The organism is Vibrio sp. 2130-1 (genome assembly GCF_033339515.1).
Genome location: NZ_JAWOUT010000003.1, coordinates 36,312 through 54,208, shown reverse-complemented (window position 1 = coordinate 54,208; position 17,897 = coordinate 36,312). Strand labels below are relative to the sequence as shown.

Sequence of the window (17,897 nt, the reverse complement as noted above, 5' to 3'; positions counted from 1 at the left end):
ACAGTTACGTCGCCTTTGTTTTATACCGTTTTCGCCTCTATCTTCTCATTTACTTTATCGCAAATGTACTCTCCAATAGGCATTGCAGATGTCGCTGCGGGAGAGGGCGCATTGCAAACGTGTAGGCTTCTTGCGCTCTCGGCAAACAAAAAGTCATGAACCAAGGTGCCATCGGATAACACTGCTTGCGCACGAATACCCGCAGGATATGGTTTGAGATCGTCGACCTTGATGCTTGGGCAATATTTGTTGACCAACTTGAGGTAGCCCGGCTTCCACCACGAGTTCTTAAACTCACCCAGTCCGGTTTTTAGATGCTTTTGTGTCACCTTCCAAAAGCCGGAGAAGCTGAGCATTTGCATGGTATCTTGCAAGCTGAAGTTAACCTTGTCGTACCCTTCTCGCTTCCAGCCTTGCACCGCATTTGGACCTACGGTCACACTGCCATCAATCATGCGAGTCAGATGGACGCCCAAGAATGGCAAGTCAGGGTCGGGAATTGGATAAATAAGATGATTCACCACTTGGTCGTGTTTGCTATCTAAGCGGTAGTATTCACCACGATAAGGGATGATCTGAAAGTCAGTTGGAATACCCATCATCTTAGTCATGCGATCCGCCATCAAGCCGCTGCAAGTAACCAAGAACTTGGTATTAAGTTGCATGGTTTGCCCGTCTGAAATGCAGGTCAGTTGAACTTCTTCATCCTTCTCTTCGGCAGCCACCACTTTGGTTCTCAGACTGATTTGACCGCCAAGCTTTTTAAACTCTTCCGCCATCTGCTCTGTGACCAAACGATAATCGACAATACTGGTGGTTTTGACATAAATCGCACCCAAGCCCGTGATGTTTGGCTCAGCCAGCTTGAGTTGGACTTCATCGAGTAGCTTTACGTCGATGCCGTTGACATGGCAGCGCTCATAGAGGGCATTCATGCGTTCGACTTCTTGCTCATTGGTCGCAACCAGTAACTTGCCACAGTTCTCCACCGGAATATCGTGCTCGGCACAAAACGAAATGGTTCGCTCTACCCCACGCTTACAAAAATCCGCTTTTAAGCTGCCCGGTGCGTAGTACACCCCGGCATGAATCACGCCGCTATTGTGTCCGGTTTGGTGCTGGGCAAAACCGGACTCTTTCTCAACCAATAAAATGGATTTGTCTGGATGACGTTGCTGTAGTTGCCATGCTGTCGACACACCAACGATACCGCCACCAACAATGATGTAGTCATAGACTGATTTCATACGACCTCTTATAAAACCGATAGTTGAGATTGTTGCAATTTGAACTTGCGACCACTGTAAATGAACACCGCGACAAATACCGCACAGCTTGCCACACGAACCAACATTGGGATATCGTGCCAAACCAGCAATGTACCCACCACTACCAACAAGAGACGCGTCAGAATGTTTAGAGGACCTTCCAAGTAGCCTTCAATCGCACCAATCAATGCATAGGTACCGATGATGGCAAAGAAGCCTACGGTAATTACCGACGTCACATCCCAACTGACCAAGCCTGTATAGGCAATAAGTAGCGGTACAAGATACAAACCTTTAGCGATTTTCCATGCCATCAAACCGGTACGCATTGGCGGTGTTTTAGCGATGGTTGCCGCAGCAAAGGCGGTCAAACACACTGGAGGCGTTACGTTGCTGTCTTGCGATAACCAGAAGATGATGAGGTGAGCAGCCAGCAATGCCAAGCCTACCGCTTCCATACCCAAACTTTGCTCTAGTAGGGTTTCCATAAAGTCTGCAGGTACTAACGCCACCATTTCTTTCGCGGTTTCCAACGCCATTGGTGTATTAAGCAGTTCCAACTTTTCTGGCGCTGCCAACATAAAGATGGCTTTTGCTTGTTCAGGCAATTGACCCGATACCATCAATTCAAGCAATTGGTTTTCCGCAATCAACTTGTAAAGCGCAGGGGCAGACAGTGTACCCAATACAATATACGCCGCTGTCACAGGTAAACCCATACCCAAAACAAGAGAAGCGAGCGCAATCAGAACGATCATGATGAACAAGTCACCATTCGCCCAACCGTCGATCATCAATGAGAAGGTGTTGCCGATGCCCGTTGTGCTGATCACGTTGATCACCAAACCAATACCCACCAGCAATACGGCGGTTGTCGCCATGTTTTTCGCACCTTGTGAAAGTGCCTCGATGATCGCTTTTGGTCCCATCTTGTGATCTTTTGAGAACCAAGAAGCCACCACCACAGAAATGATCGACAAGCCAGCAGCGTAAGTTGGCGTAAAGCCTTGAACCAACAAAGTAACCAATACCGCCAGCGGGATAAGGTTGTGCCAACCGCTGATCAGCACTTTCAGTAGAGATTCATCGCTGGTCGTGATTTTTTGAACGCCGCTGCGTTTGGCTTCGATACGCACAAAGAACGCCACAGACAAGAAATAGATAAGAGCAGGAATGAAAGAAACGGCAATAATATCAACATAAGGAATTTGCGTGTAAGACGCCATGATGAAAGCACCCGCTCCCATCACAGGTGGCATCAACTGACCACCTGTCGACGCCGCAGCTTCAACGCCCGCCGCGAAGCGCGAAGGGAAACCTGCTTTTTGCATTAAAGGAATACTGATAACACCAGTTGAAACCGTATTTGCCACACTAGATCCAGATACTGAGCCCATCAATCCCGAGCCAATCACTGCGATAAAACCGGGACCACCAATGATTTTGCCAGCCGCAGCACGTGCCACATTGATGATGTAATCACCGACACCAGAGCGAACAAGAAACGCACCGAACAGAATGAACATGAATACGAAAGTCCAACTGATGCGTGAGATAGAGCCAAACATGCCCTCAGAAGAATAGAAGCTGCGGTAGAGCAAGGTTTCCATGCTCAAACCCGGGAAGTGGAAAATACCTGTCGCCCACTTACCCCAAAACACAACGTAGCTTAAACACACCACAATCAACACTGGAATAAACCAGCCCATGGTGCGTCGAATCAGTTCGATAACAATCAAAATTGCCATGATGGCGAAGACCCAATCGCTGGTCACGAACTTCACACCGCGTTCATATAGCGCATCTTCGGCATAGGGAATGTAGAGCAAACACGCGACCGCGCCCATGGCAATCAACACATCGATGCCGAGTGCAATCTTACTCTGCTTGAGAGAGATATGAGCCGGATACCAAAGCGCACAAATCACCGCAAAGCCAGCAAAGTGGGTCGCGGAAATCCATAACTCTGGTAACGTCGATAAGGTATTAAACCAAATGTGCAAAGCAGACAACACCACGCCAAACACTGTGATTGTGGTGGTTACCCACGGAAAATCAGTGCGCGTGGGCAGCTCAAACTTCTGCAATTCCTTTTCTATTGAGTCGCTCATCTCATACTCCAAGCTCTGGCGGCATTTTCCATCTTAGAAATCGGTAGGGATAAAATGCCCCGAGCCAAAACTCGGGGCCAAGTTAGCGTTATTTCGCCATTAGATCTGATGGGATTTCGATGCCCATTTCTTTGTAGTAACGCGCCGCACCTGGGTGAAGAGGCACTGGCAAGCCAGCGATCGCTTTCTCAATCGCCATTGCTTTTGTTGCTTTGTGGATACCTTGTAGGAAAGGCAGGTTCTCGTAGATCGCTTTGGTTAGTTGGTAAACGTCTTCTTCCGAGATATCTTCACGAACAGCCAAGAAGTTTGGCTGTGCAATGGTAGTGATCGGCTTATCTAGACCCGGGTACGTGTTCGCTGGGATCTCGTACTTCGTCCATAGGTTGTAATTGCCGTTCGCCTCTTTGATTTGTTCGTCAGTAAACGAAAGAATCGAAATGTCTTTACCCAACGCAGCAAAAGCTTGAGTAACCGCACCAACAGGTACACCTGCAGGCGTGTTCATGCCGTCAATGGTACCGTTTTGAAGTGCGCTCGCGCTGCCGCCGTAGCCCATGTAAGCAAGATTGAACTTATCAGGGTCGACCTTCAGACCTTTCATGATTTGGCGACCCGAGTTCTCAGTACCAGAGTTCTTCTTACCGATAGAGAACTTCTTGCCATCTAGGTTGTTCAGGTCAGTCACCGTGCCAGTTTTTGCTAAGTCAGAGCGAACAATAAAGTGCTCAACGTTTTGCCACAGCATAGAGACTGAACGCAACTGCTCTTGGCGACCGCTTTTCTCATAAGGACCTTCGCCAGACCAAGCCCATGCACCGTAAAGACCTTGTAGAATCGCGAACTGTGCTTCGTTTTCGTTCAGCAGTTTGACGTTTTCACCAGAGCCCGCAGAGCTGATTGCAGAAAGGGAGAAGTGGTGCTTTGGTGCCAATTTCACTTTGCTTAACGTCGCCAGCGCTACGCCCACAGGGTAGTAGGTACCACCTGTCGATGCCGTTGCAAGAATGTAGCTACGATCTTCTGCCGCAGCGTTAGCAGCAATACCAAAAGAAGTCACAGCGACAGCCAAAGCTTTTACCAGCTTGTTCATTTTCATTATTACTCTCCGTGTAGTCGTTTCACGATTGGGGATTTACATCATGTTAAATCTTTATTAACAACAAACTCCCTAGAGCAATTGAAATGCCAACTTTTAACTCTTTGTATTTATTGAACTAAGTGCTGAAGGACATCAAAAATGAGCAAAATCATGCTGATTTGATAGCAAAGTAATGAGCAAGATCTTGCTCATTGAAGAGAAGAAGGTTGCACGCCTAGAACGCAAAAGGTTAATAAAATGTGATCAAGACAAAATAAATGCACGATTCACTAATAAGCAATATTTTGCCGATGCAATTTTGGATTGAACTGCAACTAATGAGCGTCTTAACAATAAGAAGAAAAAGCGCATCATTCTAAACTGCTCACTTTATCAGCGGAGGTTTATAGCCTAAACGACTACAAATAGCACAAAAATACAGCAAAACAAGCCATGTTACAGAAATGAAAAGTCATTTATTCTAATTTTGAATTTAAAAAGCAGTTCGATCCACCAGTTCAGAAACAAACATTGACCGTATCAACTTATTTTCTACTTCGGGGTTGTGCCAATAGCCCTATGTTCGTTAGGGTAACAACACACCAAGGCAAACGTATTCCTTGGTATTTTTTCGTCATTAAGGATCACCCATGTCAGCAACTGCGCAATTACAATTCGCTTTAAAACGCCCATCTGGCGTTGCTGCTGCGATCCTCCTGCTCTCTCTGAAACTGATTCAGAGCTGACAGGCTATATCTAAACTTTCTGTCAGCTTAAGAAGAAGCTGACGGGAACACCACATACTCCTCCCATTCCTTTCAGTTTCTTCCAAGCGAAACATAAGAGGAATAACAATGTTAAGCGCACGCAATATCGCCGCTTTGGGCTTCATGACTTTCGCCATGTACTTAGGCGCGGGTAACCTGATCTTCCCTCCATTTTTGGGTTACCAAGCAGGTGAAAACTTTCTGAGCGGGATGTCTGGCTTCCTCTTAACGGGCGTAGGTCTACCTGCAATGGCACTGGTAATGGTCGCTATCGTAAACGGTTCAGACAAATTAACCGCCGCCCTACCTAAACCTTTGGCGACCAGTTTTTGGGTGATGGTATTTATTGTGATTGGCCCTGCGTTCGTAATACCACGTGCGATTACCGTCGCTTACCAATTTAGCTTTGCACCAATGTTTGGTGATGCCGCTTTGGTGCCTTTCACTATTGCCTTCTGTGCTATCACCATTCTATTTGCCCTATATCCGGGTAAATTGGTCGACAACCTAGGCAAGATCTTAACGCCTGCATTGATGGCTATCTTGATCATCATGTCTGTAACGGCTTTGGTTTCTCCTGCTGGCGAGCTAACTGCCGCAACGGGACCATACGTATCTGGCGCATTTGCTGAAGGCTTAACCCAAGGCTACATGACCATGGATGCATTAGGTTCTATCGGTTTTGGTTGGATCATCTTCCGCGCGATTCGCAGCATGGGTGTGGATTGTCCGAAGGCCACCGCAAAATACACGCTGATCGCAGCTTTGATGTACGCGGTTGCCATGGCATTTGTTTACATCTCATTGGCTTACATTGGTTCGACGAGCTCGTACTTGGGTTCTGAGTTCAGCAATGGTGGCGACATCTTAACGGCGTTCACCTTCAGCCACTTCGGCGCGTTTGGTTCACTATTACTAGGTGCCGTGATGGTATTGGCGTGTTTGACTACTGCTATCGGCGTAACCACAGCAGGCAGTGAGTTTTACGACAACACTTTCAGCAAAGTGAACTACAAAGGCTGCGTTATCACGACCATGGTATTGGCTGGTTTGATCGCCAACGTAGGTCTAGAGCAACTATTGGCGATCACATTGCCAGCGGTTGTGGCACTTCATCCAGTCGCGATTGCGTTGATGATCATGGCACCAGTGCGCAACAAGATGTCACAAATCATGGTGGTAGCGACGGCGTTCACTGCTTTAACGTTTGGTTGTGTTGATGCGCTGCACATCCTAGGTTACATGCCAGATTCCACCGATGAGTGGATGGGTAATTACATGCCTCTGTACAATGACTTTGCTAGCTGGATTATGCCTAGCGTATTTATGATGATTGTTGGTCTGCTGTTTACGACGAAAACCAACCAAACCGAACAATTCGAGCTGGTGAATGAATAGCCATTTAACATAAGACATCGCTCAATAAGTGAGTTACTATGTAGCTCGCTTATTGATATCAGGCAAAGGAGTTGCCTGAATGAAAGATTGATATGGGTCGCCTATGGATAATCAGTATCTAGACATCAGAACACTGAACTTTATCGTTATTCTGTTCTCTTGCATTTACTCTATTAGTCTGCTTTGTTATCAATACACTCAGGGTAGAGTCAAAGGCTTAAAAACCTTCTCGATATCACTACTGTTCATTGGTTTAGGCCCTTTTTTACTTGGCTTTAGAGGCTCTGCGCCAGACTGGCTGACCATCGTCATAGCCAACACTCTCATATTAGTCGGCTTCTTGCTTACGCTATATAGCGTAAGCATTTTTCGTCAATACCCTTTAAAATTGGCTCACTGTCTCACCTTGTTAACACCTGTTTTCAGTGGTTCATTTTACTATTTCACCTTCCATGACCCTTCTATCAAAAGCCGCATTATTTATCTGAGCATGTATATTTGTATCGTCACCTTCTTTAGTGGTGTCGCCATGCTTAAAGGTACCCAAAAGGACTTAAAGCTCCCTGTTAAAGCAATGGCTTACTCTTTCTTTGGATTTAGTTTTTTTATGGGATTTAGGGCGCTTTGGAGTACTTTTTCAGGTGAGTTACCAAGTTTTATGGTCGCAGGCCTTATCCATCAGCTGACTTTCTTATTTAGCATCTGCCTGATCGTTGCTTTGAGCTTTAGTATGCTGTGGTTAATTAACGGACGCTTGGTGCAATCCATAAATGATCTCTCTCATTTAGATGCACTCACAGGGCTATATAATCGTCGAGCCATGGAAGAAATCGTTCCAAACTTGGTTAGTAAAGCACATAAAAAAAGCCAAGCAATCAGCATTATTATGACTGATGTAGACAAGTTCAAAGCGATTAATGATCACTATGGTCACACGGTTGGCGACTCCGTCATGGCAACGATCTCCACTATTTTTAAAAAGCATCTTCCTGAGTCCGCCTGCATTGTGCGATTTGGTGGTGACGAGTTCATGATTGTTTTGCTCGAAAAAGCACAGCAAGCCAAAATTGTCGCAGAGCAAATTCGCCTTGCGGTCGAAACTGAAACCGCTTTGCAATCATTTAAAACTGAAGTGACCATGAGCTTTGGTATCAGTCAGTTATCTGAGGGGCAATCACTTCAAGAGGCGCTTGCTGAAGCAGACGAAGCGCTATATAGCTCTAAACATACTGGAAGGAACCTCGTTACCTTGTTTGGAGAAGGGAAAGACCTAAATTATAAGTTTGTCCCAGCTCCAGCCAAAAGCGCATAACGTGTTTGTTATGCCAGTAATTTCGAATTAGCTAGAAATCGCACTAAGTATAGTCGGAGCGATTCAAACCAAACTTCTGCATCTTTTGGTTAAGGGTTCGACGTGGTAAATCCAACTCCTGCATCACCTCATTGATGCGTCCATGATGCCGAACTAAAGAATCATGTAGCACCTTACGTTCAAAGTTATGTAGCTGAATCGCCAACGGCACGCCCGCATGCGTCTCTTCGGTTGTTGAGGATGGTCGACTGGAGAGAATTTCCATCACGGAGACGGTTTCATCCAATGCAAAACGCATCGCTACATTCCTAAGCTCACGTACGTTACCGGGCCAAGAGTAAGCAAGAACGGCCTTTCTATCGGCTTCACTCAGCGGACGACTCTCAGGATTACTTTTCAGAGCAAAGTGTTCGAACAAGATCAACGCATCTTCTTCTCGCTCACGTAGCGGTGGCAAATAGATCTGCGCCACATTAAGACGATAGTACAAATCCTGACGAAACTCGTCATGATCATTGAGATCTTCTTTCGCGGCGGCGATCACTCTTAAATCAACCGAGATCTGTTGGTTACCCCCAACGCGCTCAACCGTATGTTCCTGTAATGAACGCAACACTTTCACCTGCATCGACAGCGGCATACTCTCGATTTCATCAAAGAATAAGGTGCCTTTATCCGCGTATTCCAATTTACCAATGCGCTTTTTACCCGCTCCAGTAAATGCCCCTGCTTCATGCCCAAACAGCTCACTTTCAAACAAGTTCTCAGGAATAGCACCACAGTTAATTGGCACAAAATGATGGGTTCTACGTTGGCTTTCATTGTGCAAACTGGTCGCTACCAGCTCTTTACCACAACCTGTTTCGCCGTAAATGATCACGTTAGTATCAATGCGTGCTAACTTGGCAACTTGTTCTCTAAGCTGTTGCATCACACGGCTTCGGCCAATCAGCACTTCTTCTAAGCCGCTAACGCTAGATAGATACTCTTGGCGATCTTGAGTAGACGTTTGTGCGCGATAACTCTCGACCGCATCGGTCACTCGCTGGGATAGGCGCTCAGGTTGGAAAGGTTTCTCGATAAAATCGAATGCACCTTTTTGTAATGCGCCTACCGCCATATCGACGTCACCATGTCCGGTGATCAAGATAACTGGCGTTGGGATGTGATTAGCAATCAGGCTTTCTAGTATCGACAAGCCGTCGGTGTCCGGCAGGCGAACATCACTGACAATCGCATCAAATTCTTGGCTAAGAATGGCCGCTTTCCCCTCTTCTCCTAAACTGAATGCGGTCACGTCGAACCCCGCCAGTTGCAGCCACTGACTGGTAGCCTGACGAACAATGTCATCGTCTTCGATAAGTGCAATTTTAGGGGTGTCGTCAAAAGCCATGAGTTACTACCGTAGGTGGAATAGAAATCGCTCTTTGCTAACGGTAGCAAAAACCACTGAGGAGAAAAGGAGCTAGATCTCACTTCTTGCTTACAAGTCTTTAACATCCAACCAGTTAGGCGCACTCTTTAATGACTGTTGGTGAGAACGCACTAGCTGAATGGAGTCAGTATGCAGCGCAAAAGGAATGGCAAAACATGGCTTGTGGTCGCAATTGCGGCAGTGCTGATGTTGTCTTGTTATAGCGCCAGCAGAGAAGTTGCCCGTCAGTGGTTGAGCGTACAAACTCAAACCGAAGCTCAACAAAAACTGCTCGACTATATTGGTGAAGTTCGCCGTGCACTCAAACGTTTCTACCACTTGCCTTACCTCGTCACCAATAACCCGGAAACCATCGCGTTTGTGAAAGGAAACCGAACTTATTACGAGCCGTTGCAAACCCAGCTGACTCAGCTAGATAAAGCCGCCAATACGGAAGGTTGGCTAATCCTGTCTAACTCTGGCGAAGTATTGGTATCGAGTTTGATCGAAGAGCGCTTTAGCCTGTCTGACCGAAAAGCGATTGTGGAACAAATTCACAATCAAGGCGGCGGGGTTTCCTTGGTGAACAAAACCAAAGGTTCGAGCCCGTTGTATTATCTTGCAGCCCCTATCTACGATGGTCTGGATATCGCAGGCATTGTGGTGGTACAAATCAACCTCAGCTTATTAACCGAACAGACCATTACCAGCCAAGACATCATTACGTTGCAAAATCGCCAGCAACGCTTTTTCCTATCGAGCAGCTCGCTCTATAACGCTGACTGGTTTAACGAACCGAGCAACACCGTTCAGTTAGAAACGCAGCGCTTATACGACAACACCAATATCAGTGTGTGGACGCTCAATCAGCAACGCTATTTTGCGCACACCGTAAAATTGGATGATTTGAATTGGTACGTAAGCTACCTCACCCCTTCTAAGCCGATTCAGCAAACCATCAACGTAATTGGTTGGAGCGTAGCAGCGCTACTCTTATTGGTTATATTACTCGTCATCATTGGTCTACAACGTCGCCAAAAGCACATCAATCAACAGCGAATTCAAGCCCTGTTGGAAGAGTCCCAACGCCGCTTGAAACAGATGATCAATAAAACTCACGTTGGTTTGCTATTGATTGATGAACAAGGACAACTGTTCGATCTCAACCCAATGGCGAAGCGTTTGTTCTGTTTACCAGAAAGCGTCAATCGACACGCTTTTGCTTGGGAATTATTCGACGCAGGCAATCCTAATTCCACCACACTTAAGTTGCTCAAGGATTTGCCTAAACATAAAGAGCTCGCAGAGATCAGCACGGTCGAAACCATTGCCAGACGCAGCGATGGAAGCGTCTTCCCTGTCCTGTTCTCGCTAACCAGTTTCCCTTGGCATGGCGAGCAGTATTTCCTTGCGACGATCATCGACATCAGCAAGCGGAAAAAAGCCGAACAGTCACTGCAACAGGTCAACCAAGAACTGGCACAACGGGTTGAAGAGCGAACTCAAGCGCTAAAAGAAGCGCAAAGCCAGTTAATTGAATCGAGCAAAATGGCCGCCTTGGGTCGTATGTCGAGCGCGATTACTCATGAGCTCAATCAGCCACTGACAGGCTTGCGTACCCTGCTCACCACGAACGAGCTGCTAGCGGAACGTGGCGAAACCGAGATGATGAAAGCCAACAATGTTTTGGTGCAGAAGCTGATTGATCGTATGGCAAGCATGACCAGTCAGCTAAAGACGTTCGCCTATAACAAACCAGAAAGCCTACAAGCAATTTCTCTTACTTCCGCACTCGAAGAAACCCTACGCGTTTATCAAACCCAACTAGACAAAGTGGATGTGCGTGTTCGAGTTCCTCATGACTTACCTAACATCTTGGGTGAAGAACAACGACTGCTTCAGGTACTCGGTAATCTTGTCTCGAATGCGCTAGACGCAATGAACCATACCACCAACCCGCAGCTCAGCTTGATCGTCAATCCAACCGACAATCAGGTCGAACTGATCGTCAGTGATAATGGCTGCGGCGTGTCGAATGAGATGCTTGAATCCATGTTCGAACCCTTCCAAACCTCAAAGAAAATTGGTGAAGGGTTGGGGCTGGGTTTAGCGATTACAGCCAACAATATGCGTGATATGCAAGGGAAAGTCAGCGCACAGCTCAACACTACTGAAGGAATGTCCTTCATCTTAGTATTTAAACTCGCTCCTCACCGAAGCTGACCTAACTTCTCCCATCTCTCAATCCTTTTCTCTCAATAAGAGAGCAATATAAATCCTGTTCAACTTTATAAAGCGAGTTGCCTAACCTACGCTTAACCTGATGAATCGCCACATACCATTCATCAGAACAATTTTTGGTGGTTGACACCAGTTTTAGCTCCCACCGTCTAATTTAATGATAAGTAATTATTTAAAAGTAAGAATGGATGCGTTATGAGAAAAATAACTTTAGCTGCAACAGGAGCGCTTTTTATATTATCACCTCACGCTTTTTCTGCACCTTACGCTGCCGACGCTCGAAGTCATGGTATGGGAAATACAGGCGTCGTTTCTGCTGACTATTTGACCGCGCCCCTACATAACCCAGCCTTGGGTGCCCTCTATCGAGAAAATGATGATATCGGTCTGCTCATTCCGGCTGTCGGGGTCAATATCCACGATGAGGATGAAGCGTTGTCAGCCGTAGATGACGCCCAAGACCTTTATGATAGTATTCAGGGCATTCCTACTCCAGCGAACGAGGCCGAGCTTAATCGCCTCCTCGATCAGTTGGATAAGAGCGTCCCAGTTGTCATTAACGGAGGGCTAAGCCTCGCAATTGCTATTCCGACGCGCTACATGTCTGTAAACCTGTTTAGCACTGGTTATGTGGAGATACTTGCTGCACCCGATATCTCAGATTCAACAAACACCGCAGATCGATACCTCAATTCTGCCGTTAACCTAGCTGCTTTCGGTAATGTGGAATATGGTATTGCTCTATCTCGTGCTTACACTATAGGCGAACAACAATTCGCATTTGGTATTACACCAAAATACCAGCAACTTAAAACCTACACACAACGTACAACACTAGACGACTTTGATATCGAGGATTACGACAAAAGTGAAGTATCAAAGAATACTTTCAATATGGATCTTGGGGTCGCTTGGTATCACAATGCATTTAGAGCAGGCCTTTCATTAAAAGACGTCTTCGAGCAAGATATTGAAACAAAACTGGGCAACTATACCTACGAACTCACACCACAAGCGACAGTTGGCATCGGTTATGTCGGGAACTATGTAGCTCTGAGCTTAGACGCCGATCTCACCAAACAAAAGCGCTTTAAAGAGCTCGACGATGACACTCAGTTTATTCGTGTCGGTATCGAGGGGAATGCTTGGGGGTGGGCACAACTTCGCGCTGGTTATGAAATTGACCTAGAAAATAATCTCGATAACTCAGTGACAGGTGGCATTGGCATCAGTCCTTTTGATGTGATCAGTTTAGACCTCGCTGGCTCTTACGCTGGCGATAACCAGTTTGGCGCGGCGGCGAATTTAGCATTTACGTTTTGAATATGAATGCCAATCTAAATTCACTTAGGTTGGCATTGTTAACAACCATCCTATATATCAATGTTTATCATTACTGACGTTTGGTGATGAACTGATAAAAATACGATCTCGATACAAGTATCGACGTGTCTCCTACACTATTCTCAAGCAATAAATCCACAAACATTTCCTAAATATAAAGAGTGAGAAACATGATTAAGTTTCCTGAACATTTTCTTTGGGGTGGTGCCATTGCTGCAAACCAAGTAGAAGGGGCGTACAACCTTGGGGGTAAAGGGTTATCGACATCAGACATGCTGCCAAACGGTATTTTGAGTCCGCATCAAACCCGTGAAGAACGTACACCGGGTATCAAAGACGTGGCGATCGACTTCTACAATCGCTACCCAGAAGACATTGCGCTATTTAAAGAGATGGGCTTTAACTGTCTGCGTCTCTCTTTGGCATGGAGCCGCATCTTCCCGAACGGGGACGAACTAGAACCTAACGAAGAAGGTTTGGCGTTCTACGATAAAATTTTTGACGAACTTGCCGAGCACAACATCCAACCTTTCGTGACCTTATCTCACTACGAAATGCCTTACGCACTGGTTGAAAACTATGGCGGTTGGGGCGATCGTCGCGTCATCGAATTCTTCGAACGTTATGCTCGCACAGTGCTGGAACGCTACAAAGACAAAGTGAAGCTGTGGTTAACGTTCAACGAAATCAACATGTCTCTACACGCACCATTTACTGGTGTTGGTTTGCAAGAAGACGCCAATGAACAAGAGATTTACCAAGCGATTCACCACCAGCTAGTCGCAAACGCAAAAGCGGTAAAACTGTGTCAGCAAATCGTACCTAACGGCAAAGTTGGTAACATGCTGCTTGGCGCAATCAACTACCCATACACCTGTAACCCTGATGACGTGCTGGCAGCAATGCATGAAAACAACAAGTGGTTGTTCTTCGGTGATGTACAAACACGTGGTCAGTACCCTGGCTACATGAAGCGTTACTTCCGTGAAAACGGCATCGAAATTCAGATGGAAGCAGGCGACTTAGAAGAAATTGCATCGGCAAGTGTCGATTTCATCTCATTCAGCTACTACGCAAGTGGCTGTGCAAGTGCGGATCCGAAACAGAAGGAAGTGGGTAACATTGTCGATAGCGTACCAAACCCATACCTTGAAAAGAGCCAGTGGGGTTGGTTGATCGATCCAAAAGGCCTGCGCATTCTGCTGAACTTCCTTCACGATCGCTACCAAAAACCACTGTTTGTCGTAGAAAACGGCTTAGGTGCACGTGATGAAATCGATGAAAACGGTGAGATTCAAGATGATTACCGCATCGCTTACTTGAACGACCATCTTGTTCAAGCACACGAAGCGATTCTGGATGGCGTTGAGCTGATGGGCTTTACCAGCTGGGGGCCAATCGATTTGGTCGCAAACTCAACCGCTGAGATGAGCAAACGTTACGGCTTTATCTATGTCGATCGTCATGATGATGGGCAAGGAACGCTAGAACGTAAACGCAAGAAAAGCTTTTTCTGGTATCAAGACGTGATTCGTACTTCAGGCGGTTCATTGAAAAGCTAAGCCTGTTGTCTAGGTATAAAGTGCAACTAGGCATTCGCCCAAACCATCAAGCCCTGCAATTGCAGGGCTTGAATTTTAAGGTGTTTAAACTGCAATCTCTCCACCGTCTTCACGGCGAATAACCACTGTCGCCGCTCGTGGGCGCACAGAAACACCAGCAGGCGTTTCTTCGGCTGCATCTTCACTGTATGGCCAGTTGCCTGGGTGCTGAATATTCACAAACAATGATTTGTAATCAGGGCTGATGGTAAAGCCTGTTACTTCACAACCATTTGGTCCGACAAAGAAGCGTTTCAATTCAGCTTGATTATCCGCACCAATCACAGCTTGATCACCATTCTCATCTGTTAGCTTAGATGGAACAACAGCCAACATTTGATCATTGGTGTAAGACGTGACTTCATCTGCGCCGTTATCAGTCTGAATCCACAAAATACCACGGCCATCAAACGCTAATCCGTCTGGGCTCGCAAACTGGTTTAGCTCATTCAAGCCAGAACGGTTGGTATCTGCATCACCATTTGCTGGCGAACCGAAGACAAAGATATCCCAAGTAAAGTCAGTTGCTGAAGCACCTTCATCCCAACGAATAACATGACCAAACTTGTTATTCAAACGTGGATTCGCAGGGTTGGTTTCATCTGTACGGCGCGTATTGTTCGTCAATGTTAAATATACTGAACCCGTGAATGGATCAACCGTACACCACTCAGGTCGATCCATTGGTGTTGCCCCAACTAAATCCGCCGCGCCAGCAGTATTGATGATAATTTCAGCCAGTGAGTTAAAGTGATCCGCTAACGTACCACCAGCGGTTGTTACGCTATCAAGCGTTAATGGTAACCAAGTACCTGTGCTGTCTTCATTGAAGCGCGCCACATACAGTGTGCCTTCGTCCATGTACTTGTCACCCATCGCCAAGCGGTTATCAGGGTTAGCATCTGCTGGATCCCACGCTGCCGCAGATTCAAATTTGTATAGGTATTCAAAGCGAGAATCGTGACCAGAATAAAATACCACTGGTTTGCCTTCTTCAAGCTTACCGAAAGTACAGCCCTCGTGACGGAAACGACCTAGCGCAGTACGTTTCTTCGCACGTGAGTTTTGCGTGTAAGGGTCAATCTCGACAATGTAACCGTGACCATTGGCTTCATTGCGGTAATCATCCATCGCACTTGCTCCTGTTGGAGCCACATTAAAGCGAGAGAACTCATCAAGACGCTCTTCTGCATTTCCTGCTAATGTCTCCCACAAGTAGCGTGTACTTTGATCATCGACACCAATGCGATCTTGCTCTTCTGTACGAGTCCCGGCATTAACAAAGTAACCTGGCCAGTTCTCTTCACACGTTAAGTACGTGCCCCACGGCGTGTAGCCATTGCCACAGTTGTTTAACGTACCACGCGCTTGGCTGCCATCTGGCGAGAAACGAGTGACAGTTAAAGATGTGTGGGCCACCGGGCCAGACAAATCCATGACTGTCGCACCAGTATAACGACGGTTTAGTGGATCGGTATCAACCAACTTCCACATGTTGTCTTCCAGTTGAATGCGAACCACTGACACACCGTGCGCGTTAATCTCTTTACGCACTTCATCTACAATGGTACGTACGCCATTTTCAACCGTAGGACCGTTTGGATGCAGTGCTGATGTGTCGATGTACTCGTGGTTAATACATAGCAAGCCATCTGTAGTGCTATCGTTCAATGGGAAAAAATGCATGCCGTCATGGTGCATGCCTAGCGCATTTAACTGATCGGTACTGGTGTTGGTACCATCATTTTGCCATGCGCTGCCTTGTGCATTAAGTGGTGTTCCCCAAGGTACTAGTACTTGTGCGGTGTAGCCTTGTGGAATTGAAACTGCGTCAGTGAGTGAGCCAGGGATAGATTCAAAGTTAAGAACGGCTTTAGATGCGCCCGAACCACTGCTTACTGTACTCCCTGAGTCAGACGAGTTACAACCAGCCAATCCGAAAGCACCAAACGCTGTCATCGCACTGATACCTAAACCACCTTTCAGAATGCTGCGTCGAGATAGGCTCGCTTCTAATACTTCTTCAAATGGTTTGTTTTCACTTTGGTTATAACGCGTCGCGTCAAAGGTTTCCTTGCTCATTTTTACTTTCCCGATCTTATAGTTTAATTAATAAATAAGTGATTAGTTGAACGGCAAGAAGTTTGGATAAGAAAAATGACAAAAGTGCTTAAAACATATGAAACTTGTGTTTCAACAATACTGCAAACCAACCAACACAGCTAACGAAGCAATTAAATTCTGGTCACATAATCACCAACTGTATCGCTTCATTCTGATTTTACTTGGGCTAAAGTGTGATAGAAGGTATAAGGTGTACGAAATCAAATCATCTACGAGAGATAATCATGAAATTAGACAAGATCGATAACAAGAGCCGTCGTATCCGTAAAAAGCTGTTCTTAGGTGAGTTCGCAATCCTAGGTTTCGAGATCAGCTGTGAAACAGACATTAACGACTTCGACCGTTACGATGCATTCGTTGATGACTTTATCGACTACATTGACGAGCTTGGTCTTTGCTTCGGTGGCGGTGGTCTAGAACTGTTTGAAGGCTTCCTATGTTCTACTGACCGTTACGGCAGTGCGACTGAAGAACAGAAAGCGCAAGTTATCAAATGGTTAGAAGCACGCCCAGAAGTGAAAAGCGCGCAAGCGGGCGAACTAGTTGACGCCAACTACCTGTAACTAAAGGGCAACCTGTAATACGCAGAGCTCAATAAATGGTAGAGAAAGCTGGTCTTAAGACTGGCTTTTTTATTTTTTGAAGAATGTGATAGTAAATTAGGGTGCTTGGGAAGTTGCGCGGAGTGATTGTGGCGTTTTTGAGCTGGCAATCAACGGGAAACTGCGTTCCACAGCCAGCTCGTGCCTTTAGGTATAATTAACTATGATTTTTTAGCTGGTGCGTCTTTCGTGTCTTTCCAGTATTGAATACGCACACGATGTAGCTGAGCTCTTCTAGTCTTTTTCATAGTAAAGTCCCTCATCTTATATAAGTAACGCTCCTCATGGAGCTTATTGTCTAAGGTCGTATCCCCTTCAATCTATAAGGGAATCAATCATTTAACCGTGACCAATTTCACAACATAATGATAATTACCGATTTCTTGCAGCCTGTTTTTACTGGCAAACGGCATATTATCTATCTGACACAGTTAACTTACTCACCAGATATGACAGAAAAATGGCAATCAAGTTCCCTACTTATACTGTCATTGAATCTTAATAAGGATTAACAAGGTGGGCATTTCAGATTTACCATACTGTTTATAAAAACCGCAAGAATTTTTATTTCTTTTCAAACAAATCTCTACTCAAGATCAATTCACTTTCATCTTTATCGTCTCCCTTTTAACGC

Annotated in this window: 11 protein-coding genes; 6 read left to right on the top strand and 5 right to left on the bottom strand. The window is 45.9% G+C overall.

What is annotated here, in order from left to right:
• Positions 1 to 20: 20 nt before the first annotated feature.
• The 3 genes from lhgO to R7Q09_RS04960 all read right to left on the bottom strand — a co-directional run bounded on the left by lhgO (position 21) and on the right by R7Q09_RS04960 (position 4,478).
• Positions 21 to 1,247 carry an L-2-hydroxyglutarate oxidase gene (gene lhgO / locus R7Q09_RS04970; protein ID WP_213886225.1) on the bottom strand — a complete coding sequence of 409 codons (1,227 nt, stop codon included), beginning with the start codon at positions 1,245 to 1,247 and terminating at the stop codon, positions 21 to 23.
• A gap of 8 nt (positions 1,248 to 1,255) precedes the next feature.
• A complete protein-coding gene (locus R7Q09_RS04965) occupies positions 1,256 to 3,379 on the bottom strand; it encodes a TRAP transporter permease (RefSeq protein ID WP_213966678.1) in 2,124 nt (707 codons plus the stop codon).
• 88 nt (positions 3,380 to 3,467) lie between these two features.
• Positions 3,468 to 4,478 (bottom strand): TAXI family TRAP transporter solute-binding subunit, encoded by a 1,011-nt coding sequence (locus R7Q09_RS04960; protein WP_005374185.1) that lies wholly within the window; start codon positions 4,476 to 4,478, stop codon positions 3,468 to 3,470.
• Between the two features lie 836 nt (positions 4,479 to 5,314).
• Between R7Q09_RS04960 and brnQ the strand changes: the two genes are divergently transcribed.
• Positions 5,315 to 6,625: a branched-chain amino acid transport system II carrier protein gene (gene brnQ, locus R7Q09_RS04955; RefSeq protein WP_104970290.1), complete on the top strand. Its 1,311-nt coding sequence runs from the start codon at positions 5,315 to 5,317 to the stop codon at positions 6,623 to 6,625.
• A 103-nt stretch (positions 6,626 to 6,728) separates the two neighbouring features.
• Positions 6,729 to 7,937: a GGDEF domain-containing protein gene (locus R7Q09_RS04950; RefSeq protein WP_005374203.1), complete on the top strand. Its 1,209-nt coding sequence runs from the start codon at positions 6,729 to 6,731 to the stop codon at positions 7,935 to 7,937.
• Between the two features lie 43 nt (positions 7,938 to 7,980).
• Here the strand turns inward: R7Q09_RS04950 and R7Q09_RS04945 are convergent, their stop codons facing one another.
• The gene (locus R7Q09_RS04945) at positions 7,981 to 9,330 is read right to left on the bottom strand and encodes a sigma-54 dependent transcriptional regulator (RefSeq protein ID WP_318070553.1); all 1,350 of its coding nucleotides are present in this window, start codon (positions 9,328 to 9,330) and stop codon (positions 7,981 to 7,983) included.
• 171 nt (positions 9,331 to 9,501) lie between these two features.
• On the opposite strand from R7Q09_RS04945, the gene R7Q09_RS04940 reads away from it, so the two are divergent.
• The 3 genes from R7Q09_RS04940 to R7Q09_RS04930 all read left to right on the top strand — a co-directional run bounded on the left by R7Q09_RS04940 (position 9,502) and on the right by R7Q09_RS04930 (position 14,498).
• Positions 9,502 to 11,574, top strand: coding sequence for a sensor histidine kinase (locus R7Q09_RS04940; protein WP_262666486.1), 2,073 nt, complete (start codon positions 9,502 to 9,504; stop codon positions 11,572 to 11,574).
• A gap of 213 nt (positions 11,575 to 11,787) precedes the next feature.
• Entirely contained in the window at positions 11,788 to 12,915 is a 1,128-nt protein-coding gene (locus R7Q09_RS04935) for a conjugal transfer protein TraF (protein ID WP_213987159.1), read from the top strand.
• A gap of 191 nt (positions 12,916 to 13,106) precedes the next feature.
• Positions 13,107 to 14,498 carry a glycoside hydrolase family 1 protein gene (locus R7Q09_RS04930; RefSeq protein ID WP_064369502.1) on the top strand — a complete coding sequence of 464 codons (1,392 nt, stop codon included), beginning with the start codon at positions 13,107 to 13,109 and terminating at the stop codon, positions 14,496 to 14,498.
• Between the two features lie 84 nt (positions 14,499 to 14,582).
• Here R7Q09_RS04930 and R7Q09_RS04925 read toward each other — a convergent pair whose 3' ends face one another.
• A complete protein-coding gene (locus tag R7Q09_RS04925) occupies positions 14,583 to 16,619 on the bottom strand; it encodes a PhoX family protein (RefSeq protein WP_005384183.1) in 2,037 nt (678 codons plus the stop codon).
• 266 nt (positions 16,620 to 16,885) lie between these two features.
• Here R7Q09_RS04925 and R7Q09_RS04920 point away from each other — a divergent pair, with 266 nt between their 5' ends.
• Positions 16,886 to 17,224: a YggL family protein gene (locus tag R7Q09_RS04920; protein WP_005374208.1), complete on the top strand. Its 339-nt coding sequence runs from the start codon at positions 16,886 to 16,888 to the stop codon at positions 17,222 to 17,224.
• Positions 17,225 to 17,897: the final 673 nt, after the last annotated feature.

Bases quoted from the DNA above. Each gene is read 5' to 3' on its own strand.
- R7Q09_RS04940 (WP_262666486.1), top strand. From the start codon at position 9,502: ATGCAGCGCAAAAGGAATGGCAAAACATGGCTTGTGGTCGCAATTGCG.
- R7Q09_RS04930 (WP_064369502.1), top strand. From the start codon at position 13,107: ATGATTAAGTTTCCTGAACATTTTCTTTGGGGTGGTGCCATTGCTGCA.
- R7Q09_RS04920 (WP_005374208.1), top strand. From the start codon at position 16,886: ATGAAATTAGACAAGATCGATAACAAGAGCCGTCGTATCCGTAAAAAG.
- R7Q09_RS04965 (WP_213966678.1), bottom strand. From the start codon at position 3,379: ATGAGCGACTCAATAGAAAAGGAATTGCAGAAGTTTGAGCTGCCCACG.
- brnQ (WP_104970290.1), top strand. From the start codon at position 5,315: ATGTTAAGCGCACGCAATATCGCCGCTTTGGGCTTCATGACTTTCGCC.
- lhgO (WP_213886225.1), bottom strand. From the start codon at position 1,247: ATGAAATCAGTCTATGACTACATCATTGTTGGTGGCGGTATCGTTGGT.
- R7Q09_RS04925 (WP_005384183.1), bottom strand. From the start codon at position 16,619: ATGAGCAAGGAAACCTTTGACGCGACGCGTTATAACCAAAGTGAAAAC.
- R7Q09_RS04960 (WP_005374185.1), bottom strand. From the start codon at position 4,478: ATGAAAATGAACAAGCTGGTAAAAGCTTTGGCTGTCGCTGTGACTTCT.
- R7Q09_RS04945 (WP_318070553.1), bottom strand. From the start codon at position 9,330: ATGGCTTTTGACGACACCCCTAAAATTGCACTTATCGAAGACGATGAC.
- R7Q09_RS04935 (WP_213987159.1), top strand. From the start codon at position 11,788: ATGAGAAAAATAACTTTAGCTGCAACAGGAGCGCTTTTTATATTATCA.
- R7Q09_RS04950 (WP_005374203.1), top strand. From the start codon at position 6,729: ATGGATAATCAGTATCTAGACATCAGAACACTGAACTTTATCGTTATT.